Consider the following 24,353-nt stretch of genomic DNA (forward strand, 5'->3'; position numbering starts at 1 on the left):
GGTTTTAAATTTGATGGTTTTTAATTTTTATGATAATAAAAAAGTACACGAAAAGTGTACTTTAATATATTTTGATAAATGCTTATATTTTATCCGTGAAGCTGCTTCCAAATGGCATCCTTCAATTCCACAAGACCTTCTCCGGTGACTCCTGAGAAAAACAGAGGTTGTTTGTTTTCAGGGAATTCGGCGGCGATTTCTTTTCTAAGTTCATCATCCACAAGATCGGATTTTGAAATAGAAACAATGAAATCTTTATCCAGTAATTCAGGATTATATTCTTTCAATTCGTTTTCCAGAATCTTAAACTCTTGGAAATGACTTTCAGAATCAGCAGGAATTAAGAACAAAAGAATAGAATTTCTTTCGATGTGTCTTAAGAATCTGTGACCAAGACCTTTTCCTTCTGCAGCTCCTTCAATAATTCCCGGAATATCTGCCATTACAAAAGATTTGTAATTTCTGTAATCTACAATTCCTAAGTTCGGAGTTAAAGTGGTAAATGCATAATTGTCAATTTTCGGTTTGGCAGCAGAAACAGATGCCAACAAAGTAGATTTTCCAGCATTCGGGAAACCGACAAGACCTACATCCGCTAAGATTTTAAGCTCGAAAACCACGAAACCTTCCTGCCCGTCCATTCCTGGTTGTGCAAAACGTGGAGTCTGGTTGGTAGAAGATTTGAAATGCTCATTTCCTTTTCCACCTTTTCCACCTTCCATCAGGATGATTTCCTGACCATCTTCCATGATTTCGCCAATGATTTCTCCTTCTTCATTTTTAGCGATGGTTCCGATAGGAACTTCAATATAAACATCAGCTCCGTAAGCTCCTGTTAACTGGTTTTTTGCTCCGCTTTCACCACGGTCAGCTTTTACGTGACGGGTATAACGAAGCGGAAGTAAAGTCCATTCTTGTGCATTTCCTTTCATGATAACATGACCGCCTCGACCTCCGTCTCCACCATCAGGACCACCTTTAGGAATATACTTTTCACGGCGAAGATGGGCAGAACCTGCACCTCCATGACCGCTTTTACAATGAATCTTTACGTAATCTACAAAATTTGACATAATTTTTTTAGTTGTTAGTTTTCAGTTGTCGGTTGTTGGTTAATGGTATTTTATTTTCTATTAACCATCAACCATTAACTATAAACTAATTTTTTCTACTTCAGCAAAAAGTTTTTCGGAGATCTCGTTGATTTCTCCTACACCGTTAATCTCTACATATTTGTTTTGTTGTTTGTAAAGCTCGGCTACTTCTGCTGTTTTTGCGTAGTATTCTTTTATTCTGTTTTCGATGATCTCAACATTGCTGTCATCAGATCTTCCGCTGATCTCACCTCTTTTTAGTAATCTTTCAACCAAAATGGTATCTTCCACGATTAATGAAAGACAAACATCGATCTCATCATTCAGTTCTTCTTTTACGATTTTTTCTAACGCTGCCGTCTGAACCGCAGTTCTAGGATATCCGTCGAAAATAAATCCTGCAGCATCCGTCGGTTTTCTGATTTCGTCAACCAGCATATCTGTCGTTACCTGATCCGGAACCAATTCTCCTTTATCGATGTAAGATTTGGCTAATTTCCCAAGTTCAGTATCATTTTTCATGTTGAATCTGAAAAGGTCACCTGTTGAGATTTGTTTTAAATTAAATTTCTCGATCAGATTCTGAGCTTGAGTTCCTTTTCCACTTCCTGGAGGGCCGAACAGAACAATGTTTATCATAATGTTGATTCGCTTTTGGCTTTAAAATAAAGTTTTACGCCGTTAGCTTTTTTAGTTAATATTTACTTTTTACTTAGATATAATTTTTAAAAGCCAATAGCCGGAAGCTAAAAGCTCATAGCAATTTTAATGGTTGATTTGCCCGTCAGATAATTGATATAAATTCGGTAAATTTCTACCTAATTCATCATAATCCAATCCGTAACCCAAAACAAATTTATTTGGAATTTCTTTTCCGATATAATCCAGCTTGAAATCTTTTTTGTAAACATCAGGTTTCAATAGGAAAGAAGCAATTTTTACAGATTTCGGACGTTGCGTTTCGTTAAAATATTTGAAAAGACTTTCAACCGTATTTCCTGTGTCTACAATATCTTCTACCAAGATAATGTGACGGTCTTTTACGTCTTTCGTAAGTTCCATTTTCTGGTACACGATTCCTGTAGATTCGGTTCCTGCATAAGAACTCATCTGGATAAAAGCAATCTCACATTCTCCCGGATAATGCTTCAAAAGGTCTGAGAAGAACATGATAACTCCGTTCAAAACACCAATGAAAACAGGAACTTCATCCTTGTAATCTTCATAGATTTTTAAAGCCGTAGCTTTTACAATCTCCTGAATCTCGGCGTCCTCCAAATAAGGAACAAAAGTTTTGTCGTGAACTTTAATACTTTCCATAAAATTTTTAGTAGGCGGCAAAGTTACGGATTTTTGATGAAAGTTTTTTGTGAGGTTTTTCAGTTTAGTAAAAACATTTGATACAAAACATTTTTATTAAAATGAAACAAATGCTTCGACGGGCTCAGCATGACAACTCTAATACTAACTGTCTTATTAGCGATTCATTTGTAACGGTGTCATGCTGAGGCTCTCGAAGCATATTCAAATTTATTAAAATTCTTTATTGAAAAACTTCTTTTTATACTAAAAACGAGTTTAAATATTAGAAAATTCCCCTCCTTGGAGGGGTGGCGAAAATTCTTGGGATTTTGACGGGTGGTTTTCAACAGCAGGATTTCCTAGCCCAGATTGCAACGACATCCTTTTTCTGATTGGGCTTTGAAAAAAAGAATTGGCGAAAAAGATATAGTGGAAAGCTGGAAATAGCTTCTGAGAAAATTATTAATTATTAATGATGAATTATAAATGATTTTGGATTTTTCCTTTGTCGAAATGACAGAACGTAGAATTGTGAAGTAAAAAATAAAATTTTATTATCTTTGCAGTTCACAAAACCCCAAACGACAAGCATGTAGGATATAATTTCTTTCAGATTTAATTGAAACAATAACGACAAATGTTATTGAAGTTTAACCTTACTTAAGAAAGAAATCATGCTTTTTTTACACAATATATCCTTTGGGTTTCCGGCGGGAAATCTGCTATTTAATTCTATTAATGTAACGATACAAACTCACACAAAATCGGCTCTGGTCGGAAGTAACGGCATGGGAAAATCTACCTTGCTGAAAATTATTGCGAACGAAATTGAGCCTTTGGAAGGAAGCGTCAATATTCGGGGTGATGTTTTCTATGTTCCGCAGATGTTCGGGAATTTTAATCATTTAACGGTTGCGGAATGTTTAAAAATTGACAAAAAATTAGATGCACTTCAAAAAATAACGAATGGGGAAGTGGATGAAATGTATTTTGAAATTTTAAATGACGATTGGGACATTGAAGAACGTTGTCAAACTGCTTTACAACACTGGAAACTGGAGAATTTAGATTTAAATCAAACCTTAGAAAGCCTGAGTGGCGGACAAAAAACGAAAGTTTTTCTTGCCGGAATTCAGATCAATCAACCCGAAATTATTTTATTGGATGAACCGACGAATCATCTCGATTTGGAAGGCAGAAATCTGCTGTATGATTTGATTGAAAAGACAAATTCGACCGTTGTTATCGTGAGTCATGATCGTACTTTACTGAATTTGGTTGATACCATTTTTGAATTGAGCAATCAGGGAATTTCAACCTACGGCGGGAATTTTGATTTTTATGCCGAACAGAAAGAAATCGAAAATGAAGCGTTGCAAAACGATATTCATTCGAAAGAACGAGCGTTGAAAAAGGCGAAAGAAAAGGAACGCGAAACCTTGGAACGCAAGCAAAAACTCGATGCAAGAGGAAAAGGAAAACAGGAAAAATCGGGTGTGGCGAGAATTATGATGAATACGCTGCGAAATAATGCGGAGAAAAATTCGTCTAAATTAAAAGGCATTCATGCCGAGAAAATCAATGATATTTCGGGTGATTTGCGGGATTTGCGTTCGTCTGTGAGAAATGCAGATCAGATGAAAGTGAATTTTAATGATTCGAATCTGCATTCGGGGAAAATTTTGATTTCGGCAGAAGAAATTAATTATACCTATGATGAAGAAAATCTTTGGAAAGAAAATCTTAATCTTGAAATTAGAAGTGGTGACAGAATTTCCATTAAAGGTTCGAACGGTTCGGGAAAAACAACTTTGATAAAGCTTTTGCTGGGAGATTTGCAACCTTTTGTGGGGACAATTTCGAAAGCAGATTTTCAGACGATTTATATTGATCAGGAATATTCTTTGATTGATAGAAATGCAACGGTTTATGATTTTGCGCAACAGTTCAACGATACTGCGTTGCAGGAATCTGAAGTGAAAACCTTACTGTCAAGATTTTTATTCGGAAAGGAAAGTTGGGATAAAATAGGTGATGTTCTGAGTGGCGGCGAACGTCTCCGACTTCTTCTGTGCGGACTTTCCATCAGTAATAAAGCTCCCGATATGATTATTCTCGATGAACCGACGAATAATTTAGACCTTCAAAATGTAGAAATTCTGACGAATTCTATTAAAGATTATCATGGGACTTTGGTGGTGATTTCGCATGATGGGGTGTTTTTGGATGGGATTGGGGTGATGGGTGAGGTTTTGTTAGAGTAGGGAATATCCATACTGTTTGTCATTCCGCAGGAATCTAAGCGGTTGAAAGGTTTCTGCGGAATGATATTTATTTAACCTCTGATAATGTCCAATCAAGATATATATCTTGATTGATAATATCGACAAGAAGATCTTCCAAATTCTCGCAAAAATTTCTTTTTAGTATTAATGGAGATTTTATTAGAGTTTCTTTTAATTCTTTTTCAGTGTAGTAATAGGCGTTTGGATTATCACTATCGTATTGATTAGCTTTCCAGATTTTGTGTTTTAGTAAAACACTGACTAAGTTTTCAATAATTACGTCTTCCAATCCACAAGCTTCATCTTCCACTTTATTAATTATTAAATCATATTTTCCATCCCAAATATCAAAATCTTTATAGTAAACCCTTATTAATCTTTCTTTATTCAATTGATTAATTATATGAATAAGACCAGATTTTTCTCCTGTTGCGCTTCCGTAAGAAATTATTTTTTTACTTCTTTTTAAAATGAATAAAGGACCTTGTCCGACAAATTGGTGTTCAAATTTTAATGTTTCAAAAAACTTTTTAGATTGATAATGGAAGCAAAATGTGTCATCAGTTTCACTTATATCGTCTTCGAATATTTGAACAATATCTCCATATTCATTTAAAAGATATTCTTTAGCTATTTTTAAATATTCATCTTTTGAGTTTTCTTGCATTTTATTTTAAATATTTTACAGTAATTATTTAATCTTTCTTGGCAAATCTTTTTCTAAATTCTTTTTTCTCAAATGACTGAAGAATATTATAGTTTAAATTGCACTTACAAAAACGAAATTCTCCATCATGTCTTTTGGATATTCGAATATGTCCAAGTCCATTGAGACTTAAACTTTCTTGTATAGCATTTATAGCATAATCACCAACAGACATTTCTCCTCCTGCTTTTACATTAACTAATAATTTAGGTATGTCTATTTCAATTGAATGTAAAAATTTATTTAATTTAATTTCATTATTAGGAGATCTAATTGTAAACATGATTCTCGAGTCTACTTTTTTTCCAGTTAAATAATCACGATTTACCTCTTCTGCTGATTTATAAAATTTTTCGTCTGGTTTTGTATAATCTTTCCAATACCAAGGATTATTTTTAGTTACATAAATTCCTTGAATAAAAGGAGAGTTTAAAATTTCTAATTTAAGTTTAAATAAAATTGGACCATATCTATTGGCTTGATTATATCTTTTGTGTAAATCTTCTCCATCCAAAAACACTGAATCCCAAACATCATATTTTTTATCTTCACTATCTGATTTTTGAGGAGTTTGATAGTAGCCATTAGCTTCTACATAATGTCTTGATAATAAAGCTCTATTCTCAATAAATGTTATGGAAGTTGCCACTGTATTTGCATGATGAAGATATTCAATACCTTTATTCTTTAGTATTTGGTATATTTCTTTAGGGGATAATTTGTATTCATCCATTGTTATTAGTTTGAAATCAAATGTATATATAATTATTAAAAATGCAAATGATTAATTATAATTAGTTGTTTTTTAATGAATGATTTCCACCCCACCCCAAAAATAAAATCCACCACAAATTTGCGCACCCAATTTTTTAAAAGTAATTTTGCATGAATCTAAAAACAAAAGTAAAATATGTCAACTTACGTAGTTGTAGGTCTTCAGTATGGAGATGAAGGTAAAGGAAAAATCACGGATGTTTTATCGGCAAAATCAGATTATGTTGTTCGTTTCCAAGGGGGAGACAACGCTGGTCACACGGTTTATGTGGGTGAAGAGAAGTTTGTTTTACACCTTCTTCCATCGGGAGTGCTTCAGTGCAAAGGGAAGTGTATCATTGCAAACGGAGTAGTGGTAAATCCTAAATCTTTCATTAAAGAAGTGAACCAAATCGAAAGCAAAGGCTTAAGAACTGACCACATTTTTATCAGCAGAAGAGCGCATGTCATCATGCCTTACCACATTCTTTTGGATACTTACCGTGAAGAAGAGCACGGAGGAACACAAATCGGGACTACCAAAAAAGGAATCGGACCATGTTATGAAGATAAGATCGCAAGAATCGGTATCAGAATGGTAGACCTTTTGAATCCTGAGATTTTAAGAGATAAAATTGAGAAAAACTTAAAAGTTAAAAACTCACTTTTCGAAAAATATTACGACAAGCCGACATTAGACGTTGAAGAAATCTACAACGAGTATTTAGAAATCGGAAAACAACTTCAGGAAAGAATCGTTGATACTGAATTAGAATTAAACGAGGCCATCAGAGACGGTAAAAACGTGTTGTTCGAGGGAGCGCAAGCTTTGATGTTGGATATCGACTTCGGAACATATCCTTACGTAACATCATCATCTCCGTCTACAGGAGGAGTTTGTACAGGAGCAGGAGTTCCGCCAACATCTCTTCAAAACCTGATCGGTGTTGCAAAAGCATATTGCACAAGAGTAGGAAACGGACCTTTCCCTTCCGAATTGGACAACGAATTAGGAGAAAGCATTAGACAAATCGGTGGTGAATTCGGAGCGACTACAGGAAGACCGAGAAGAACAGGTTGGTTAGACTTAGTTTCTTTGAAGCACGCTTGTATGATCAACGGTATCAATAACTTAGTAATTACAAAATTAGACGTTCTTACAGGCATTGAAAACCTTAAAATCGTTACACATTACAAAACTGAAGACGGAAAAATTATCGATTATTTCACTTCTTCAACAGAAAAATTGTACAACTACGAACCAATCTATCAAGATTTACCGGGTTGGAACGAAGATCTTACAAAAGTAAGAAGCTACGACGAACTTCCAGATACGGCTCAGAAATACATCGAGTTTATCGAAAAGTATTTAGGAATCAACGTTTACTTGGTTTCTGTAGGTCCGGAAAGAAGCCAGAACATTATCAGAAAAGAATTATTCTAAGAAATAATTTATTTAAATACAAAAGAGACTGTCAATTCGATGGTCTCTTTTTTTTTTTGTAGCTTTTTCCCGCTTTCCACTATATCTTTTTTGCCAATCCTTTTGCCATTGCAAAAAAGGATGTCGTTGCAATCGGGGCTAGTTCTTCATTGTCATTTCAATCTATCCCGACCAATTCAACACTCAGTTTATCATATTTTTTAAACATAATTATCTGTATAAATCCGAGGTAAAAAAACAAAAGATCTCCCACAGATTTCACAAATCCCACAGATAAAATAAACATAAACATCTGTGAAAATCCGTGAAATCCGTGGGAAATAATAAAAAACGCAAAGGGAATTTTAAACTCAATGCGTCGAAAATATTAATCGATTATAAAAAAAATCCCACAGATTCCACAAATCCCACAGATAAAATAAACATAACATCTGTGAAAATCCGTGAAATCCGTGGGAAATAATAAAAACGCAAAGGGAACTTTAAATTCAATGCGTCGAAAATATTAATCGATTATAAAAAAACTCCCACAGATTTCACAAATCCCACAGATAAAGTAAACATAAACATCTGTGAAAATCCGTGAAATCTGTGGGAAATAATAAAAAAGACAAAAGGAACTTTAAAATTCAATGGTCGAAAATACTAATCGATTATAAAAAAATTCCTACAGATTTCACAAATCCCACAGATAGAATAAACATAAACATCTGTGAAAATCCGTGAAATCAGTGGGAAATAATAAAAAACGCAAAGGGAACTTTAAACTCAATGCGTCGAAAATACTAATCGATTATAAAAAAATTCCCACAGATTCCACAAATCCCACAGATAAAATAAACATAAACCTCTGTGAAAATCCGTGAAATCCGTGGGAAATAATAAAAAACGCAAAGGGAACTTTAAACTCAATGCGTTAAAATATTAATTGGTTATTAGTTTTTAGCATATTTAGCGTAAGCTTTCGCCAGTTTTTCATCATATTTATTCTGCTTGTAACCCGCTCCGTTGTAAGCTTTTGCGAAACTCGCCCAGTTTTTATTTTTCAAATGGGTCAGAATTTTATTCACTTCCAAGAATCTTCCGAAAGCTTTCAAATGTTCACCTTCATTCAATTCCATTTTTGAAACAAAATCAGCTGTATCAGTATAGCCAAGAGGTTTTGCATGAAATCCCATGATCTGGAAACTTCCCCATGAAGCAGAAGACAACGCCGCATCCTTGAATTTCGGATCAATTCCCAAAGCGATGGCTTCATTCAGTCTGTCGTATTCTTTTACACCACCTTGATAATAGATCTTCGTCCATTTCGGATACAGAACATCTTTATGATTGGCGTTGTAGTAAGCATTTGGATCGATACCTCGTTTTTTCAGTTCGCTCCAGAAAATATGTCCTTCAAACAAAATTTTAGGCTTATTATTAATTAGAAATCCTTTTCCGCTGCTTTCGATTTCGTTTACGGCTTTTACGGCAGCCAATTCCAATCCATATTGATGGGCAAAATTCGCAAGATCGCTTTCTTTTAAAAACTTATCTGTTGAATTTGTAGGAGCGGGAGCTGCATTCTTTTGAAGCAAAACAGTCCAGGTTTTCATTCCGACAATTCCATCGACGACCAAAGAGTTTTTTCTTTGAAAATCTTTCACGGCAACATCAACTTCCAGAGAAAAAGAATCTGAAATTTTAATGTTATATCCTTGTTGATGAAGAAGCTCACAAAGGGTAGTGACTTCCGGTGATTTTGTGTAATATTTTAAAAGTTTCATGGCTGTTGGTTTTTAGTTATTCTTTTCAGTTTTCGGTGTCACCTATTTTTCATAATGCAAATATCTATCACAGAATCAATAAATTCGGTAGTGATTTTCCTGTTTTGAGATGTGGTTTTTACGATAATTTTGTTTTTATTATATATTTTAAACTGATATGATATTATTGCTGTGATTGCTTTGATTTATATTTCACTTATATGGAGAGTTATTATTTTTAAGAGTGTTAATTTTTAAGATTATTATAATTATTTTTAAAATGTTATCATTTTAACAAATTTTTGGCAAATATTTTGATATTGAAACAATGCTTATCGATAAGAGCTATAAAAACTAATAATCACATTTTTTTAACAGTTTAAATATTTATAGTGATGAAACACATACATCAAAATCAAGAATTTCGCTTTAATGAAGTTCTTTTCGAGCACCGTAATAAAGAATATGGTGCCTATGTTCTGAGAAACGAATCAGACAAAATATTAACAAAAGCTCTTTTTATAGGCGTAAGTTTATTAGCTGCAATTTCTTTGACACCACTTGCTATTAATGCATTTAAAAGCGATGTTGTAAAAGAACGGGAAGGGGTAATTATAGATCTTGTAGATCCGGTTTTACCACCCGATGTTGTTGTAGTTCCTCCAAAAGTTAATCCTGTTCCTCAAACGACATCTCCAAATGTAAAAACGGTTGATGATAGATTACCTGAGCCAAAAGCTAATGTAACAAATGAAAAAGTGGTTGAAAAAATTGAAGGTGCAGTTTCAGGGATTAAAAACAATTCGGATGGAGAAACGGCTCCTACAAATACTTATATTCCAATAACTGCTCCCACTATTAAAACAGGTCCGCCTGTACAACCTACAGCAGAGCCTAAAAAAGAAGATCCAAACGCGATTCCGACAGTAGTAGATGTAGAAGCAACTTTTCCTGGCGGGATTGATTTTTTTAGAAATAAAGTAATCAATAACTTTGATGGTTCAGGAATGTCATCTGATGACGTAGTGAAAACGATTATTACATTTATCGTAGAAAAAGACGGAACGATCTCCGGAATTAAAGCTAATGGGAAAGATGCCGATTTTAATAGTGAAGCATTAAGAACTGTAAAAGCGATTAAAGGAAAATGGATTCCGGCCAAAGTTAAAGGTCAACCTGTAAGAAGTTACTTCAAATTTCCAATATCAATGAAGTTTGATTAATCAATAGTTAAAAACAAATTTTGAATAGTTATCCACAAAGAATTTTTTTTGTGGATAATTTTTTTTATTGTTAAAATGCTTATTAACAATATTTTAACTCAAATTTCGTTTTATCCATTCATTTAGAGCAAGGAAAAATGTGTACTTTTGAGGCATAAAGTTCTAATAATGGCAAAAATCATAGGTATCGCTAATCAGAAAGGAGGAGTTGGAAAAACTACAACAGCTGTCAATTTAGCAGCAGCATTGGGGGTATTGGAAAAGAAAATCTTAATTATTGATGCTGATCCTCAGGCAAATGCAACCTCAGGTTTGGGTGTTGAAGACGTTCAGTATTCTACATATAATTTGTTGGAGCACAGCATGGATACGAGAAGTTGTATCAAGCAAACGGCTACACCAAATTTGGATATCGTTCCTTCTCACATCGATTTGGTAGCTGCGGAGATCGAATTGGTAGACAAGCAAGACCGTGAGTATATGTTGAAAAAAGCATTGGCAACGGTAAGAGATGATTACGATTACATCATTATCGACTGTGCACCGAGTTTAGGTTTGATTACGGTGAACGCTCTTACGGCGGCAGATTCTGTAATTATCCCGATTCAGTGTGAGTATTTTGCATTGGAAGGTCTTGGGAAATTATTGAATACCATTAAAAACGTTCAGAAAATTCACAATAAAGATCTGGATATCGAAGGTTTGCTTCTTACAATGTACGATAGCAGATTGAGATTGTCTAATCAGGTTGTGGAAGAGGTAAATTCACACTTCCCGGAAATGGTTTTTGAAACAATTATCAGCAGAAACGTTAGATTGAGTGAAGCGCCGAGCTTCGGAGAAAGCATCCTGAATTACGATGCAGAAAGTAAGGGAGCGATTCAGTATATTCAATTGGCAGAAGAAGTTTTGCTGAACAACGAAAATTTAGTAAAAAATTAAAAAAGCTTAAGTCATAAACTTAAAGTTTAAAGCATAATATGAAGGACAGAAAAAGAGCGATGGGACGTGGTTTGGGTGCAATTTTAAGTGCTGAATCCAAAGCAACGATCAACTCTGCGACTGATGAAGGCGCAGACAAATTTGTAGGAAATATTGTAGAAATAGCACTGGAAGACATATATCCCAACGCAACCCAGCCAAGAACTTATTTTGACGAAAAAGCATTAAACGAACTTGCTCAGTCCATCAAAAACTTAGGCGTAATTCAACCGATTACGTTAAGAAAAGATGGCGAAAAGTTCGAAATTATATCTGGGGAAAGACGTTTCAGAGCGAGTAAAATTGCAGGATTAGAGTCTATTCCTTCTTATATCCGTTTGGTAAATGATCAGGAGCTTCTTGAGATGGCTCTTGTAGAAAACATCCAAAGGGAAGATCTTGATGCGATCGAAATTGCATTAACATATCAGAGATTAATGGATGAGATCGGTCTTACTCAGGAAAATCTTAGCCAGAGAGTTGGGAAGGACAGAAGTACGATTACCAACTCGATCAGATTATTAAGATTAAATCCGGATATTCAGAACGCGATCAGAAGCGGCGAGATTTCTGCAGGTCATGGTAGAGCGATCATCAGTCTTGAAAATGAAGAACATCAGCAGATTTTATTTGATTTAATTATTAAAGAAAAACTAAATGTTCGTCAGGCTGAACAAGCGGCTACAGCATTGAAAAATCCAACATCTCCGGCTGCAAAAAAAGCAAAAGCCGAGCTTTCTAATAATTATAAGAGAGTACAAAAAACGATTTCAGATATTTTAGATGTAAAAGTGGAGATTAAAGCCTCCGGAAATGGTAAAAAAGGAAAAATTGTTCTGGATTTCAAAAATGAAGATGAGCTGGAATATATTTTATCTCATATTAAATAAATGAAGAAAATACTTTTCACATTTTTCTTGTGTCTGTTTGCGGTTGCATATTCGCAAGTAAATCCTAATGATACGATTCGGGTAGAACACCATCCGAAAGACAGTGTGTCTGTGGAAAAAAACAATACAAAGACTGAAGCGAAAGTAGTTTCGGATCTTGAAAATGCAAACGGGCCAACAAGGAAAACCTTAAAACTAAATCCTACAAAAGCGGGATTATATTCTGCTGTTTTGCCGGGATTAGGACAGGTTTACAATAAAAAATACTGGAAAGTGCCTATCGTTTTGGGAGCTGTAGGAGCAGGAGTCGGGATCGCAGTCTGGAATGACACTCAGTACAAAAAATATCGTGAATATTATATTGCGAAGCTCAACGGAAACTCCAAATGAATTCGTAGACAGCCATCCTTGGTTGGATAAAGTAGCCTTGGGAAATGCTCAGGACAGATCAAAAAGACAGAGAGATTATGCAATTGCCATCACAGGTTTAATTTATATTTTAAATATTGTGGATGCAGTGGTAGACGCGCAGTTGTACGAACCTCGTCATGACCCGGATTTGTCTTTCGCGCCAACAGTTGTTCAGGATCAATACGGATTCGCACCTCCAAAAACAGGATTAAGTTTAAGTTATAGATTTTAAAAATAATCAACGCGATCTTAGCTGAGTAAAACGCCTTTGCGAACGAAAAATAGGCAGGAAAATTTAAAATAAAATCTTTGCGGACTTTGCGTTAAATTATAAAATTAAATATAAAGAAGTACATGAAAATAGCATTAGTTGGATACGGTAAAATGGGCAAGATTATTGATGAAATTGCCACAAAAAGAGGTCACGAAATCGTTGCCCGATTAAAAGAAACCCCAACTGCTGAAAATCTTAATAATCCGGATGTTGTTATTGAATTTTCTTTGCCGGAAGTAGCTTACAATAATATTAAAGCTTGTCTTGAAAACAAAATTCCGGTGATCTGCGGAACAACAGGTTGGCTGGAAAAGAAAGAAGAAATTGAAAAACTGGCTGTTGATAATGATACAGCTTTTTTATATGGTTCAAACTTCAGTTTGGGAGTAAATTTATTTTTTGCTTTAAACGAAAAGTTGGCAGATTTAATGAAAAATGTGGATGAATATTCTTGTCAATTAGAAGAGATTCATCACGTTCATAAGCTTGATGCACCGAGTGGGACAGCGATTTCCATTGCAGAAGGTATTTTTAAACACAATCCAAAATTCAACGCTTGGAAATTAGAAGAAACGCAAGGAAAGGAACTGGGTATTTTTGCGATCCGTGAAGATGAGGTTCCGGGAACGCACAGCGTTTTTTATAAAAGCGAGGTGGATGAGATTGAAATCAAACATACAGCCTTCAACAGAAACGGTTTTGCATTAGGAGCTGTGGTTGCAGCAGAATGGATTAAAGATAAAAAAGGAAATTTCGCAATGAAGGATGTTTTGGGACTTTAATTTGTAACAAAATCGCTACATTGCAAACTAATAGTAGAAAATAACGGGCAGTAAAAATTACTCATTGCTCTTTACAAATTACTCATATTATAGATTAGGCACAAAAATTTATGAATTATTTTTTAACTTATACAGTTTATGTTCTCATTTTATCAGTATTGATGGGGATTTCCAGTTGGAAGCTGTTCAAGAAATTGGGGTATAATCCGATATTCGCTTTTATCCCTTTCTACAATTACTTCATTATTTTAAAAGAAACAAAACATCCGAAATGGTGGGCAATTTTATCGTATTTGCCAATCGTGGGACCGATCATGATGTCTGTTTTCCATTTGTATTTGGTTAAGAAATTCGGTAAAACTCTTTTTAAAGATCAGTTTCTTACAGTAATTTTGCCGTTCATCTATATGGCGACGATAAATTATGGTAAAGACGTAGAGTTAGAAGATGAAAATGATTTGTTCTTAACAGACGAAGAAAAAAAGGCAAAAAAGAAAGATTCTTTCTTAGGATCGGTGACTTTTGCAGTCGTTTTCGCAACCATTATCCACGTTTTTGTAACGCAGCCTTTCGGGATTCCTACAGGATCTATGGAAAGAACGTTGTTGGTGGGTGATTTCCTTTTTGTAAACAAATGGAGCTACGGATACAGACTTCCGATGCGTCCTTTAGCAATACCTTTCTTACAGGGAAACCATTATGGATACCGGTGAAAAAGGAAACCCGAAAGATGATCCGAAATCTTATGTTGACGGAGTGAAATTGCCTTATGCAAGATTGCTTCAATTCAATAAACCTCAGAAAAAAGATATCGTTGTTTTCAATTATCCTCAAGATTCTGTGCATACTGCGATTGACAGAAAAGATCCTTATGTAAAAAGATGTGTGGCTGTAGCAGGAGATACCTTCGAAATGAGAGCGGGAAGACTTTTCGTTAATGGAAAAGCGGAAACGTTTTTAGGAGATCAGGAAGTTCAGCATGCTTATACTGTAAATACAGGAACTCAATTAGATATTCCGGGATTATATAACACTTTCGGATTCTTACCTGTAAGAGAAATGCAGGGAGATAAAGGGTTTGTTTACATGTTCCAGGGTCTTACGGATAAAACGGCAAAAGAGATCAAAGCATTGCCAAGCGTACTGAGCATGGAAGAAAATATCTATCCTAAGGATTCTGCTACGATTTCATATAAATTAAATGCTGATAAAACAGCTTACACAAAAAGTATTGATACCACTCAATCTATTTTCCCGATCAACAAACCGTGGAATCAAGACTGGTATGGTCCTTTGAAAATTCCTAAAAAAGGTGATGTTGTTACGATTGATAAAGAATCTTTCCCAATGTATCAGTGGGTGATTTCTAAATACGAACACAACACGTTAGAAAACAAAAACGGGAAATTTTTCATTAACGGGAAAGAAACGAATCAATATACAATTCAACAGGATTATTATATGATGATCGGAGACAACAGAGATGCTTCACTAGATGCAAGATTCTTTGGTTTCGTTCCTGAAGAAAATATTGTCGGAAAACCAATTTTCACTTGGATGAGTGTACAAGGTGCTTTTTCAGATGCCAGTTCAACATACCAAGCTCCTAAAAAGATCCGTTGGGAAAGAATGTTTAAAGCTACAAACACAGGGGAAGCCAACAAAACTTCTTACTGGTGGGTTGCAGTGATGATTCTTATCTTATTCTTCGGATGGGAATATTTCATGAAAATGTTTGGAAAGAAAAAGAAAGAAGAAGATTTATAAAATTAAAATAAACTATAATAAATGAAGTATTTGAGAGAATACTTCATTTTTGCGTTATGAATATGAAGAATGTATTATTACCGGTATTTTATTTACCGCCGATTTCATGGTTTTCAGTGTTTTTAAATGCCGAAAATGAGGTTTTATTTGAGCAGTTTGAAAGTTTTCCGAAACAAACATATAGAAGCAGAACGAATATTTATGGAGCCAACGGAAAATTATTATTAATTGTTCCCACTGTTCATAATGGTAAAAGAGAGTTTAAGGATATCGAGATTTCTTACAGTGAAGATTGGAGAAGCCTTCATTGGAAATCTATTAAAACAGCCTATCGAAGTTCTCCTTATTTCGAGTTTTATGAAGATAAATTCAAGAAGATATTTGATTTAAAAGAAAAATATTTATTAGATTTTAATTTAAAAGGTCTTGAAATCCTTCAGCAAATTCTGAAAACGGAAAAGGCACACTCTTTGAATGAAGAATATATCAAAAATCCGGAACAGATTAATTTTAGAGAAAAATTTTCCGCAAAAATTCCTTCAGAATTTGAAATGGAAGAATATTATCAGACTTTTTCAGATAAATTAGGATTTATAGAAGATTTATCGATTTTAGACTTAATTTGTAACAAAGGACCGGAAACTTTAACATATATTAAAAATATTAAACAATCATACTAACATGAAAAAGGTATTATTAGCTGCTGTTTTTTTAGTGGGATTTAGTTTTTCTTACGCTCAGGAAGCGCAAGGAGTAAAAGCTGACCAAAATGAAGATAAAGATCTTATGACTTGGTATCATAAAGATTTTGCTACGACGAAAGTTTATGGGGTTAACACTGAAAATGCATATAAATTTTTAGAATCTAAAGGTCTTAAACCGAAAACTGTAGTCGTTGGAGTTTTGGATAGTGGAGTTCAGGTGGATCATCCGGGATTAGCAAAAAACATTTGGACAAATCCTAATGAAGTTCCGAATAATGGGAAAGATGATGACGGAAACGGATACATCGACGATATTCACGGATGGAATTTTATCGGTGGTAAAAACGGAGACATCGGAGTCGATAATATGGAAGTAACGAGAGTTGTTGCTAAATATAAACCTGTTTTCGAAGGTGATGATTCTGCTAAAAACAAAGCAAATCAAGCTAAAATGCCTGAAGAATTTGCAATGTATATGAAGTCTAAAGAATTGTTTGCCAAGAAAAGTGTTGAAGCTAGACAAGGTGCGCAAACGTATACAATGATCAACGAGCTTATTCCAGATATGGTAAGATTATTGGATGGAAAAAACGTAACACCTGAGAATGTTGCAACTCTTAAACCATCGGTTCAGAAAGATGCAATTGCTGTTCAGATTTTAACTCAGGTTGCTCAAAGTCCAGATTTTAAAGGGAAATCTCCTGCAGAATTTGAAAAAACAATGAAAGAGCAAATGAAAGAAGCTCTTGATGAAGTAGGTCCTCAAGCAAAACAATACGATCTTAGCTATGATCCTAGAAAAGAAATTGTAGGTGATAACTATGATGATTATTCTGAGAAATCTTACGGAAACAATCATTATGAAGGTTCTGATGCAATGCACGGAACTCACGTTGCAGGTATCATTGCAGGTCTTCCCCAAGGAAAAGAAATTCAGTATGGGGTAGCTTCAAAGGTGGCAAAAATCATGTCTGTAAGAACCGTTCCAAACGGTGACGAAAGAGATAAAGATGTTGCCAATGCAATAAGATACGCAGTAGATAACGGTGCAAAAGTTTTGAATATGAGCTTTGGTAAGCCTGTTTCTCCAGGTAAAACTGTAGTTTGGGATGCCTTCAAATATGCTCAGGATAAAGGCGTTCTTTTGGTAAAAGCTGCCGGTAACGAAAACGAAGATGTTGCAGAACATCTTGCATATCCTACCAACTTTAAGAATGTTACCGATGAAAAACCATTTGTAAACAACGTTTTGGTTGTTGGAGCAAGTACAAATAAAAATGATGCATTAAGAGCGAGCTTCTCTAACTTCAATAAAAAAATGGTAAATGTTTTCGCTCCGGGTGAAGAAATTTACTCTACAGTTCCTCACAATGAGTACAAATATTTACAGGGAACTTCAATGGCCTCTCCGGTTGTAGCGGGAGCTGCAGCAGTTTTATTGGCTTATATGCCCAATTTAACTCCGGCTCAGATCATTGAATCTTTAGTTAAATCTAGCAATCCGAGTACGACAAATCAGTTTGGCGATTTTTCTCAGGCTGGAGGTGTAATTGATGTGAAAAAAGCTGCAGAATATGCGTACACCAACTTTTACAACGGAAAATCTGGTGCTGTAAAAAAGGCTGAAAGATCCGTAAAAAAGGGTGTTAAAAAATAATATATCTTCCTGTAATTAAGGTTGAAACATATAAAGTCCGAAATTTTCGGACTTTTTTTATTTTTATTATTGAATTTTGGCACGGTTTTTTGTAACTTTATTGTAACAGAATAATAAACAACAAAATGAAAAAGTTACTTATTGCAGGGATGTTGGGAACATCACTTTTTGCAGTCTCTTGTTCCGCCGTTAATAACGCAAAAACAGCCCAAAGCCAAAGATCAGAATTCCTTAAAATGAAGGGAGACTGGCAAATTGTGAGTGTAAACTACGATAAGCAATTTAAAATCAAACCATTCGATGATGGTATAGATGCACAGTGTTTTGTAGGAAGTCATTGGAGATTAATCCCAAATAACTACACCGGAGCTTATACGGTAAATGGAGGAGGAACGTGTGGTGCAGGATTTAATCAGCCGATTAAAGTAGATGTAGTAAGCGGAAATACTTTCAATTTCAAAAAAATTGCCGATGGTACAAAAGCTAAACAAAATACAGCAGGATATACTTTAACATTGACTAATCAGACTACAGATCAGTTCTCGCTTGAACAAAACGTTGCTTTCGACGGAGAAAACGTAAGAGTTGTTTACAACTTCGAAAGAGCGGGAATGAAATAATAATAAACTTAAAAAAAATAAAAGATGAAATTTAGTAAAACATATATCGGAGCTCTTTTCTTATCATCAGCTTTATTACTTACGAGTTGTGAAGCGGTGCAAAATTCTAACCATCAGCAAAGAGGTACAGCAGTAGGTGTTGCCTCCGGAGCGGTACTTGGTGGGATTCTTGGAAACAATGTAGGAAAAGGGAAAAATGCAGCATTAGGAGCTGTTCTAGGAGGTATTATCGGTGGTGTTGCAGGTAACGTTATCGGTAACAAAATGGATAAGCAGGCCAAAGAAATTAAAGAAACTTTACCCGGAGCCCAAGTAGAAAGAGTAGGAGACGGTATCAAAATTACTTTGAATGAAAGTATCGTAAACTTTGATTTTAATTCTACAGCGCTTTCAAGTACTGCTAAAACAAATCTTGATAAATTGGCTCAGATTCTTATCAATAATCCTGATACAAACATCAATATTTATGGTCATACAGACAGCAAAGGTACAGATGCTTACAACCAGACACTTTCTGAAAACAGAGCAAGTTCTGTGAAATCTTATCTTTCTGGTAAAGGGATTGCTGCAAGCAGATTATTCGCTTTAGGAGAAGGGGAAAGTATGCCGGTTGCTACCAACGACACAGATGAAGGCAGAGCTAAAAACAGAAGAGTAGAATTTGCCATCACTGCAAATGAAAAAATGATTAACGAAGCTCAGCAAGGGCAGTAATTAATTAACATATAAATATTTTCCTAAATAACCGCCAACAGCGGTTATTTTTGTATTTTTATGGTGGGTATTTTTTTAATTCTTATTTTTGCATTTGAAACCACATAAATGAAGAAATATTTTAAGCTGCTCCGCGTGGAGCAATGGGTGAAGAACCTGTTTGTTTTTGTTCCCCTATTTTTCTCAGGTAATATCAAAAATCTTGATTTACTTACCAAAAGTATTTTTGCTTTTATCATTTTCTCGTTGGCGGCGAGCGTTGTTTATATTTTAAATGACTATAATGACATCGAAGCAGATAGACAGCATCCCGAAAAAAGAAGAAGACCATTGGCAAGTGGTGCGATTTCCAAACCACAGGCGATTGGGATTTTTATAGGTCTTATTGCCGCAGATATTGCGCTTGTATTTTTTGCTCAAACCTATTTTCACGAAAACTTATGGAAGTTTGCAACAATCGTAGGATTTTATTTTGTAATGAATGTAGCATATACTTTTAAGCTAAAACACGTTCCTATTATTGATATTTCCATCATTGCAGTAGGATTTGTCTTAAGAGTTTTAGCCGGAGGTTACATGACGGGAATCAGCATTTCTCAATGGGCAATCTTATTGACTTTCGTCTTGGCGTTGGTTTTGGCGATTGGAAAAAGACGTGGAGAACTTATCAATGCGCAGGTTTCCGGGAAAACAAGAAAAGCTTTGGATGGTTATAACGTTCAGTTTGCAGACATTGCCCTTTCAATTTCTGTTACTTTAGCGATTATGTGTTACTTAATGTTTACCCTGTCACCAGAAGTTCAGGCAAGATTTCACGAAAGAGTTTTTTATACGGTAATCTTTGTTGTATTTGCTTTTTTAAGATATTTACAGCAGACTTTGGTGTACAACAGAACAGAATCTCCAACGAAAATCGTTTACAGAGACAGATATATTCAAATTACATTAATATTGTGGGTAGCTACATTTTTAATTCAAATTTACTTTAAAAAATGAAGCCGAATTTTATACAGAAAGTTACCAATTGGGGAAATTTCCCGATAGTGGAAAAAGAAATGAAGTCTGAAGACAGCTTCAAAAAAATAAAAGAATTTGTACTCAATCACAATGAAGTTATCGCAAGAGGAAACGGAAGATGTTACGGAGATGCTTCATTGGGTGAACATATATTTTCAACAAAAAAATTAAATAAATTCATCAGTTTCGACCGTCTGAATGGGATTATTGAATGCGAATCAGGAGTTTTACTTTCAGAAGTACTGGAAATTTCTGTTCCGCAGGGATATTTTCTTTACGTAACTCCGGGAACGAAATTTGTTTCTGTCGGAGGGGCAATTGCATCCGATGTTCACGGTAAAAATCATCATGCAGAAGGTTGTTTTTCAGAATATGTGATTGAATTTAAATTAATGACCGAAAACGGCGACATTATCACTTGCTCAAGAGAACAAAACATTGAAAAATTCTGGGCTACCATCGGTGGAATGGGATTGACGGGAATTATTCTTACGGCAAAATTTAAGCTTAAAAATATAGAATCTGCATACATTCGTCAGGAAAGCATCAAAGCAGAAAATCTGGATGAAATTTTCAGGTTATTCGACGAAAGCGAAAGCTGGACGTACACCGTTGCCTGGATCGACTGCCTTCAAAAAGGAAAAGATATCGGAAGAAGTATTTTGATGAGAGGAGAACACGCTTTTCAACATGAGCTTCCTCAAAATTTGAAGGAGAAATCTTTAAGATTAAAGACGAAATTTAAGCCTACTGTTCCTTTTTATTTCCCCGGATTTGTTTTAAATGCTTTGACGGTTAAAATTTTTAACTTGTTATATTATAAAAAACAATCAAAAAAAGAGGTTAAAAATTTCATCGATTACGAAACATTTTTCTATCCTTTGGATGTGGTAAATGATTGGAATAAAATCTACGGAAAATCCGGATTCATCCAATATCAAATGGTGATTCCAAAAGAAACCGGAAAAGAAGGCATGAAAAAAATCCTTGAAACGATTGCCAATAGTGGAAATGGTTCGTTCTTGGCGGTTTTAAAATTGTTCGGAAAACACAATCCTGAAGCCTATAATTCTTTCCCGGTTGAAGGCTATACGTTGGCTTTAGACTTTAAAGTGAATTCAAAATTGAAGAAACTGGTAGATCAGTTGGATCAGATCGTTCAGGAATATGGTGGAAGAATTTATCTTACGAAAGACAGCATGAGCAGATCGTCTCTTACCAATTATCTTAAAAATACACAGAGTTCGAAATTTGTGTCTTTACAGCACAAAAGAATCTTAAATAATAATTAACACAAATGATCGTTTTAGGAAGTACATCGGAAGTAGCACAGGCTTTTGTAGAAGAAGCATTGCAGAAAGGGGAAAAGTTTGAGAAAATCTATCTTTTCACCTCCAGCAAAGAAACGACCGAAAGATTTGCAAGACATATTGATGTGAAATTTCTTCAGCAGGCAGAAGTTATCGAGCTTGATTTAATGAAAGAAATCGATTATAATCAATTTGAAAATATCAATTCTAATTTGTTATTTTGTGCAACAGGATATTTGGGCGAAGGAACAGAAGAAGGCTTGTACGACAATAAAAATACAGAGCGAATTATTGATATTAATTATTCAAAACTGGTTCCTGTGATGAATTATTTTGCTCAGAAATTTGAAAGCAGAAGATCGGGAACGATCATCGGTTTGTCGTCTGTAGCGGGAGATCGAGGAAGGCAGAGTAATTTTATTTATGGAAGTGCAAAAGCGGCTTTCACGGCATATTTGAGCGGTTTGAGAAATTATCTTTTCGAAAAGAAAGTACATGTGATGACTGTAAAACCGGGATTCATGGCAACCAAAATGACAGAAGGTTTACCATTAAATCCAAAATTAACGGCAACTCCAAAGCAGGCTGCTGCATGTATTTTTAAGGCTTACAAAAAGCAGAAAAACGAGGTGTATGTTTTACCGGTTTGGGGGATTATTATGATGATTATCAGGAATATACCTGAATTTATATTTAAAAAATTAAAACTTTAATAAAAATGAAAAAACTGTATTGTTTTGATTTTGACGGAACTCTGACTTACAAGGATACCATGTTTATGTATCTGAAATTCTATGATCCAATAAAGTTCCAAATTCAGTTTTTGAAACATGTTCCGCTTTTTGTTTTATTAAAATTAAAGCTTGCTGAAACAGAAAAGGTGAAAAAAAGTTTCATCGGTTCTATCTTAAAAGGACAAACTCAGGAGAAAATTGAAAAAAAATCTAAACAGTTTTTTGAAGAACATTATCCTAAGATCATCAGAGAAAATGCGCTCGACTTTATTCAAAATATAGATAGAGATAATACGCAGAGTCTATTGGTAACAGCTTCGCTTGACATCTGGGCAAAACCTTTCGCTGATGCTTTTAAAATGCAGTTGGTTTCCACGAAAGCCGAGTTTCAGAACGGTGTTTTCACAGGAAATTTCATTGGAAAAAACTGTAATGGAAAAGAAAAACTGGTAAGAATAGAAGCCGAAATCAGCAATCATAAATACGACAAAATCATCGCTTTCGGAGATACTTCAGGAGACAAGCCGATGTTGAAATGGGCAAATGAAGGTCATTATCAATTTTTTCACTAATTTTGGGTGTTAAAAATAAAGAATGAACAAGGGTCGTTTGGGTTTTCAAATGATAACTTATTTTTCTTTGTTTTTACGTAATATTACCTATTCCAAAGAATTAAAATATTCAAAGTAAAATGAATAAAATATATTTAGATAACGCTGCAACAACGCCTCTTTCAGAAGAAGTTATCGATGCAATGGTGAGTACCATGAAAATGAATTTTGGAAATCCTTCCTCAACGCACAGCTTTGGGCAGGAGGCAAAAATTCTTATCGAAAACGTCAGAAGACAGGTTGCAGATTATCTTCACGTGACACCCGCTGAAATTATCTTCACATCTTGCGGTACAGAATCCAACAACATGATCATCAAATCCAGTGTAGAACACCTTGGAGTTGAAAGAATCATCAGTTCTCCTTTAGAGCACAAATGTGTTTCTGAGAGTATTTTGGATATGAAAAGCAGAAAAGGAGTAGAAGTAAACTACATCCGTCCGAATGAAAAAGGAGATATTGATCTTAATAAATTAGAAGAATTATTAAAATCTTCCGATAAGAAAACGTTGGTAAGCTTAATGCACGTCAACAACGAGATCGGGAATATTTATGATATTAAAAAGATCGCAGAATTATGCAAGGCAAATAATGCGATTTTCCATTCCGATACAGTGCAGACAATGGCACACATGAATTTGGATTTTTCTGATATTCAGGTTGATTTTGCGTCTTGCAGTGCTCATAAATTCCACGGACCGAAAGGTGTCGGTTTTGCTTTCATCAGAAAATCAAGCGGATTGAAAGGGATTATTACTGGTGGACCTCAGGAAAGAAGCTTAAGAGCAGGAACCGAAAATGTTGCAGGAATCGTAGGATTAGGCAAAGCATTAGAAATTTCTCTTAAAAATCTTGAAGCTTATACAAACCATATGCAGGAAATCAAAAGTTATGCTGCAGAAAGGCTTACAGAAGAAATTCCTGGTATTAAATTCAACGGAAGAAGTTCTGAGAAGGAAAATAGTTTGTATACGGTTTTAAGCGCTTTATTGCCTTATAAAAATCCTTTAATAGGTCTTCAGCTGGATATGAAAGGAATTGCAATTTCTCAGGGAAGCGCATGTTCTTCTGGGGCTACAAAACCTTCGATGGTAATGATGATGGTTTTATCTGAGGATGAAGCAGATCATTGTACGCCGCTTCGTATTTCGTTCAGTCATATGACTACTAAACAGGATATCGACGCTTTGGTAACGGCTTTGAAAGAGATTTCAAAAGATTTCGTTATAGAAAATACAAATGTTGAGCATAGATAGTCTTATTACTCAAAAAGCGTAATTTTGAATATCGAATCAAGAGTAAAAAAAATATAATATTAATTTAAAA

At 34.8% G+C, this 24,353-nt stretch carries 23 protein-coding genes and 1 pseudogene; 18 read left to right on the plus strand and 6 right to left on the minus strand.

All coding sequences use genetic code 11. The features are described 5' to 3' along the window. Window positions 1–89 precede the first annotated feature (89 nt). The 3 genes from obgE to hpt all read right to left on the minus strand — a co-directional run bounded on the left by obgE (window position 90) and on the right by hpt (window position 2,414). Complete coding sequence (obgE, locus tag J3D55_RS07745) at window positions 90–1,073, minus strand: GTPase ObgE (RefSeq protein ID WP_259130120.1); 984 nt, start codon at window positions 1,071–1,073, stop codon at window positions 90–92. A 78-nt stretch (window positions 1,074–1,151) separates the two neighbouring features. Further along, entirely contained in the window at window positions 1,152–1,733 is a 582-nt protein-coding gene (locus J3D55_RS07750) for an adenylate kinase (RefSeq protein ID WP_259130123.1), read from the minus strand. A gap of 126 nt (window positions 1,734–1,859) precedes the next feature. Further along, the gene (gene hpt, locus J3D55_RS07755) at window positions 1,860–2,414 is read right to left on the minus strand and encodes a hypoxanthine phosphoribosyltransferase (protein ID WP_259130124.1); all 555 of its coding nucleotides are present in this window, start codon (window positions 2,412–2,414) and stop codon (window positions 1,860–1,862) included. Window positions 2,415–3,070: 656 nt separating this feature from the next. Between hpt and J3D55_RS07760 the strand changes: the two genes are divergently transcribed. Continuing rightward, a complete protein-coding gene (locus J3D55_RS07760) occupies window positions 3,071–4,660 on the plus strand; it encodes an ABC-F family ATP-binding cassette domain-containing protein (protein WP_259130126.1) in 1,590 nt (529 codons plus the stop codon). A gap of 67 nt (window positions 4,661–4,727) precedes the next feature. Here J3D55_RS07760 and J3D55_RS07765 read toward each other — a convergent pair whose 3' ends face one another. Together J3D55_RS07765 and J3D55_RS07770 are read right to left on the minus strand one after the other, a co-directional pair. After that, window positions 4,728–5,348 (minus strand): hypothetical protein, encoded by a 621-nt coding sequence (locus J3D55_RS07765; RefSeq protein ID WP_259130129.1) that lies wholly within the window; start codon window positions 5,346–5,348, stop codon window positions 4,728–4,730. 28 nt (window positions 5,349–5,376) lie between these two features. Continuing rightward, the gene (locus J3D55_RS07770) at window positions 5,377–6,120 is read right to left on the minus strand and encodes a hypothetical protein (protein WP_259130130.1); all 744 of its coding nucleotides are present in this window, start codon (window positions 6,118–6,120) and stop codon (window positions 5,377–5,379) included. 177 nt (window positions 6,121–6,297) lie between these two features. On the opposite strand from J3D55_RS07770, the gene J3D55_RS07775 reads away from it, so the two are divergent. Further along, window positions 6,298–7,584 carry an adenylosuccinate synthase gene (locus J3D55_RS07775; protein WP_259130133.1) on the plus strand — a complete coding sequence of 429 codons (1,287 nt, stop codon included), beginning with the start codon at window positions 6,298–6,300 and terminating at the stop codon, window positions 7,582–7,584. Between the two features lie 935 nt (window positions 7,585–8,519). On the opposite strand, the gene J3D55_RS07780 is transcribed toward J3D55_RS07775, so the two are convergent. Then, window positions 8,520–9,353, minus strand: a complete 834-nt coding sequence (locus J3D55_RS07780; RefSeq protein WP_259130135.1) for an N-acetylmuramidase domain-containing protein — start codon at window positions 9,351–9,353, stop codon at window positions 8,520–8,522. 374 nt (window positions 9,354–9,727) lie between these two features. Between J3D55_RS07780 and J3D55_RS07785 the strand changes: the two genes are divergently transcribed. The 16 genes and pseudogenes from J3D55_RS07785 to J3D55_RS07860 all read left to right on the plus strand — a co-directional run bounded on the left by J3D55_RS07785 (window position 9,728) and on the right by J3D55_RS07860 (window position 24,283). Continuing rightward, complete coding sequence (locus tag J3D55_RS07785) at window positions 9,728–10,555, plus strand: energy transducer TonB (protein WP_259130136.1); 828 nt, start codon at window positions 9,728–9,730, stop codon at window positions 10,553–10,555. Between the two features lie 168 nt (window positions 10,556–10,723). Then, entirely contained in the window at window positions 10,724–11,497 is a 774-nt protein-coding gene (locus J3D55_RS07790) for a ParA family protein (RefSeq protein ID WP_259130140.1), read from the plus strand. A gap of 38 nt (window positions 11,498–11,535) precedes the next feature. Then, window positions 11,536–12,426 carry a ParB/RepB/Spo0J family partition protein gene (locus J3D55_RS07795; protein ID WP_259130141.1) on the plus strand — a complete coding sequence of 297 codons (891 nt, stop codon included), beginning with the start codon at window positions 11,536–11,538 and terminating at the stop codon, window positions 12,424–12,426. Continuing rightward, window positions 12,427–12,816: a DUF5683 domain-containing protein gene (locus tag J3D55_RS07800; RefSeq protein WP_259130143.1), complete on the plus strand. Its 390-nt coding sequence runs from the start codon at window positions 12,427–12,429 to the stop codon at window positions 12,814–12,816. It begins immediately after the preceding gene. Then, complete coding sequence (locus J3D55_RS07805; protein WP_259130144.1) at window positions 12,776–13,069, plus strand: DUF5683 domain-containing protein; 294 nt, start codon at window positions 12,776–12,778, stop codon at window positions 13,067–13,069. The genes J3D55_RS07800 and J3D55_RS07805 overlap by 41 nt, the downstream gene beginning before the upstream one ends. A 122-nt stretch (window positions 13,070–13,191) precedes the next feature. Then, window positions 13,192–13,893: a 4-hydroxy-tetrahydrodipicolinate reductase gene (gene dapB, locus J3D55_RS07810; RefSeq protein WP_259130146.1), complete on the plus strand. Its 702-nt coding sequence runs from the start codon at window positions 13,192–13,194 to the stop codon at window positions 13,891–13,893. Window positions 13,894–14,003: 110 nt separating this feature from the next. Further along, a pseudogene (gene lepB, locus J3D55_RS07815) lies at window positions 14,004–15,660 on the plus strand (signal peptidase I). 56 nt (window positions 15,661–15,716) lie between these two features. Next, complete coding sequence (locus tag J3D55_RS07820; RefSeq protein WP_374759469.1) at window positions 15,717–16,340, plus strand: WbqC family protein; 624 nt, start codon at window positions 15,717–15,719, stop codon at window positions 16,338–16,340. Window position 16,341: 1 nt separating this feature from the next. Beyond that, window positions 16,342–18,021, plus strand: coding sequence for a S8 family serine peptidase (locus J3D55_RS07825; protein ID WP_259130149.1), 1,680 nt, complete (start codon window positions 16,342–16,344; stop codon window positions 18,019–18,021). A 125-nt stretch (window positions 18,022–18,146) separates the two neighbouring features. Then, window positions 18,147–18,641 carry a lipocalin family protein gene (locus tag J3D55_RS07830; protein WP_259130151.1) on the plus strand — a complete coding sequence of 165 codons (495 nt, stop codon included), beginning with the start codon at window positions 18,147–18,149 and terminating at the stop codon, window positions 18,639–18,641. Between the two features lie 24 nt (window positions 18,642–18,665). Continuing rightward, on the plus strand, window positions 18,666–19,355 hold the full coding sequence (locus J3D55_RS07835) for a YiaD family glycine zipper/OmpA-like lipoprotein (RefSeq protein ID WP_259130153.1): 690 nt from the start codon (window positions 18,666–18,668) through the stop codon (window positions 19,353–19,355). A 108-nt stretch (window positions 19,356–19,463) separates the two neighbouring features. Further along, the gene (locus J3D55_RS07840; RefSeq protein ID WP_259130154.1) at window positions 19,464–20,351 is read left to right on the plus strand and encodes a decaprenyl-phosphate phosphoribosyltransferase; all 888 of its coding nucleotides are present in this window, start codon (window positions 19,464–19,466) and stop codon (window positions 20,349–20,351) included. After that, entirely contained in the window at window positions 20,348–21,664 is a 1,317-nt protein-coding gene (locus J3D55_RS07845; protein ID WP_259130156.1) for an FAD-binding oxidoreductase, read from the plus strand. Before J3D55_RS07840 ends, J3D55_RS07845 begins: the two co-directional genes overlap by 4 nt. A 5-nt stretch (window positions 21,665–21,669) precedes the next feature. Then, on the plus strand, window positions 21,670–22,395 hold the full coding sequence (locus J3D55_RS07850) for an SDR family NAD(P)-dependent oxidoreductase (RefSeq protein ID WP_259130157.1): 726 nt from the start codon (window positions 21,670–21,672) through the stop codon (window positions 22,393–22,395). 5 nt (window positions 22,396–22,400) lie between these two features. After that, window positions 22,401–22,988, plus strand: coding sequence for an HAD family hydrolase (locus J3D55_RS07855; RefSeq protein WP_259130159.1), 588 nt, complete (start codon window positions 22,401–22,403; stop codon window positions 22,986–22,988). Between the two features lie 119 nt (window positions 22,989–23,107). Then, the gene (locus tag J3D55_RS07860; protein ID WP_259130162.1) at window positions 23,108–24,283 is read left to right on the plus strand and encodes a cysteine desulfurase family protein; all 1,176 of its coding nucleotides are present in this window, start codon (window positions 23,108–23,110) and stop codon (window positions 24,281–24,283) included. Window positions 24,284–24,353 lie beyond the last annotated feature (70 nt).

The sequence above is a fragment of the Chryseobacterium ginsenosidimutans genome, from assembly GCF_024807225.1.
Lineage (GTDB): Bacteria > Bacteroidota > Bacteroidia > Flavobacteriales > Weeksellaceae > Chryseobacterium > Chryseobacterium ginsenosidimutans.

Coding starts and splice junctions, on each gene's coding strand:
- obgE (WP_259130120.1), bottom strand. CDS start 1,073: ATGTCAAATTTTGTAGATTACGTAAAGATTCATTGTAAAAGCGGTCAT.
- J3D55_RS07750 (WP_259130123.1), bottom strand. CDS start 1,733: ATGATAAACATTGTTCTGTTCGGCCCTCCAGGAAGTGGAAAAGGAACT.
- hpt (WP_259130124.1), bottom strand. CDS start 2,414: ATGGAAAGTATTAAAGTTCACGACAAAACTTTTGTTCCTTATTTGGAG.
- J3D55_RS07760 (WP_259130126.1), top strand. CDS start 3,071: ATGCTTTTTTTACACAATATATCCTTTGGGTTTCCGGCGGGAAATCTG.
- J3D55_RS07765 (WP_259130129.1), bottom strand. CDS start 5,348: ATGCAAGAAAACTCAAAAGATGAATATTTAAAAATAGCTAAAGAATAT.
- J3D55_RS07770 (WP_259130130.1), bottom strand. CDS start 6,120: ATGGATGAATACAAATTATCCCCTAAAGAAATATACCAAATACTAAAG.
- J3D55_RS07775 (WP_259130133.1), top strand. CDS start 6,298: ATGTCAACTTACGTAGTTGTAGGTCTTCAGTATGGAGATGAAGGTAAA.
- J3D55_RS07780 (WP_259130135.1), bottom strand. CDS start 9,353: ATGAAACTTTTAAAATATTACACAAAATCACCGGAAGTCACTACCCTT.
- J3D55_RS07785 (WP_259130136.1), top strand. CDS start 9,728: ATGAAACACATACATCAAAATCAAGAATTTCGCTTTAATGAAGTTCTT.
- J3D55_RS07790 (WP_259130140.1), top strand. CDS start 10,724: ATGGCAAAAATCATAGGTATCGCTAATCAGAAAGGAGGAGTTGGAAAA.
- J3D55_RS07795 (WP_259130141.1), top strand. CDS start 11,536: ATGAAGGACAGAAAAAGAGCGATGGGACGTGGTTTGGGTGCAATTTTA.
- J3D55_RS07800 (WP_259130143.1), top strand. CDS start 12,427: ATGAAGAAAATACTTTTCACATTTTTCTTGTGTCTGTTTGCGGTTGCA.
- dapB (WP_259130146.1), top strand. CDS start 13,192: ATGAAAATAGCATTAGTTGGATACGGTAAAATGGGCAAGATTATTGAT.
- J3D55_RS07820 (WP_374759469.1), top strand. CDS start 15,717: ATGAATATGAAGAATGTATTATTACCGGTATTTTATTTACCGCCGATT.
- J3D55_RS07825 (WP_259130149.1), top strand. CDS start 16,342: ATGAAAAAGGTATTATTAGCTGCTGTTTTTTTAGTGGGATTTAGTTTT.
- J3D55_RS07830 (WP_259130151.1), top strand. CDS start 18,147: ATGAAAAAGTTACTTATTGCAGGGATGTTGGGAACATCACTTTTTGCA.
- J3D55_RS07835 (WP_259130153.1), top strand. CDS start 18,666: ATGAAATTTAGTAAAACATATATCGGAGCTCTTTTCTTATCATCAGCT.
- J3D55_RS07840 (WP_259130154.1), top strand. CDS start 19,464: ATGAAGAAATATTTTAAGCTGCTCCGCGTGGAGCAATGGGTGAAGAAC.
- J3D55_RS07845 (WP_259130156.1), top strand. CDS start 20,348: ATGAAGCCGAATTTTATACAGAAAGTTACCAATTGGGGAAATTTCCCG.
- J3D55_RS07850 (WP_259130157.1), top strand. CDS start 21,670: ATGATCGTTTTAGGAAGTACATCGGAAGTAGCACAGGCTTTTGTAGAA.
- J3D55_RS07855 (WP_259130159.1), top strand. CDS start 22,401: ATGAAAAAACTGTATTGTTTTGATTTTGACGGAACTCTGACTTACAAG.
- J3D55_RS07860 (WP_259130162.1), top strand. CDS start 23,108: ATGAATAAAATATATTTAGATAACGCTGCAACAACGCCTCTTTCAGAA.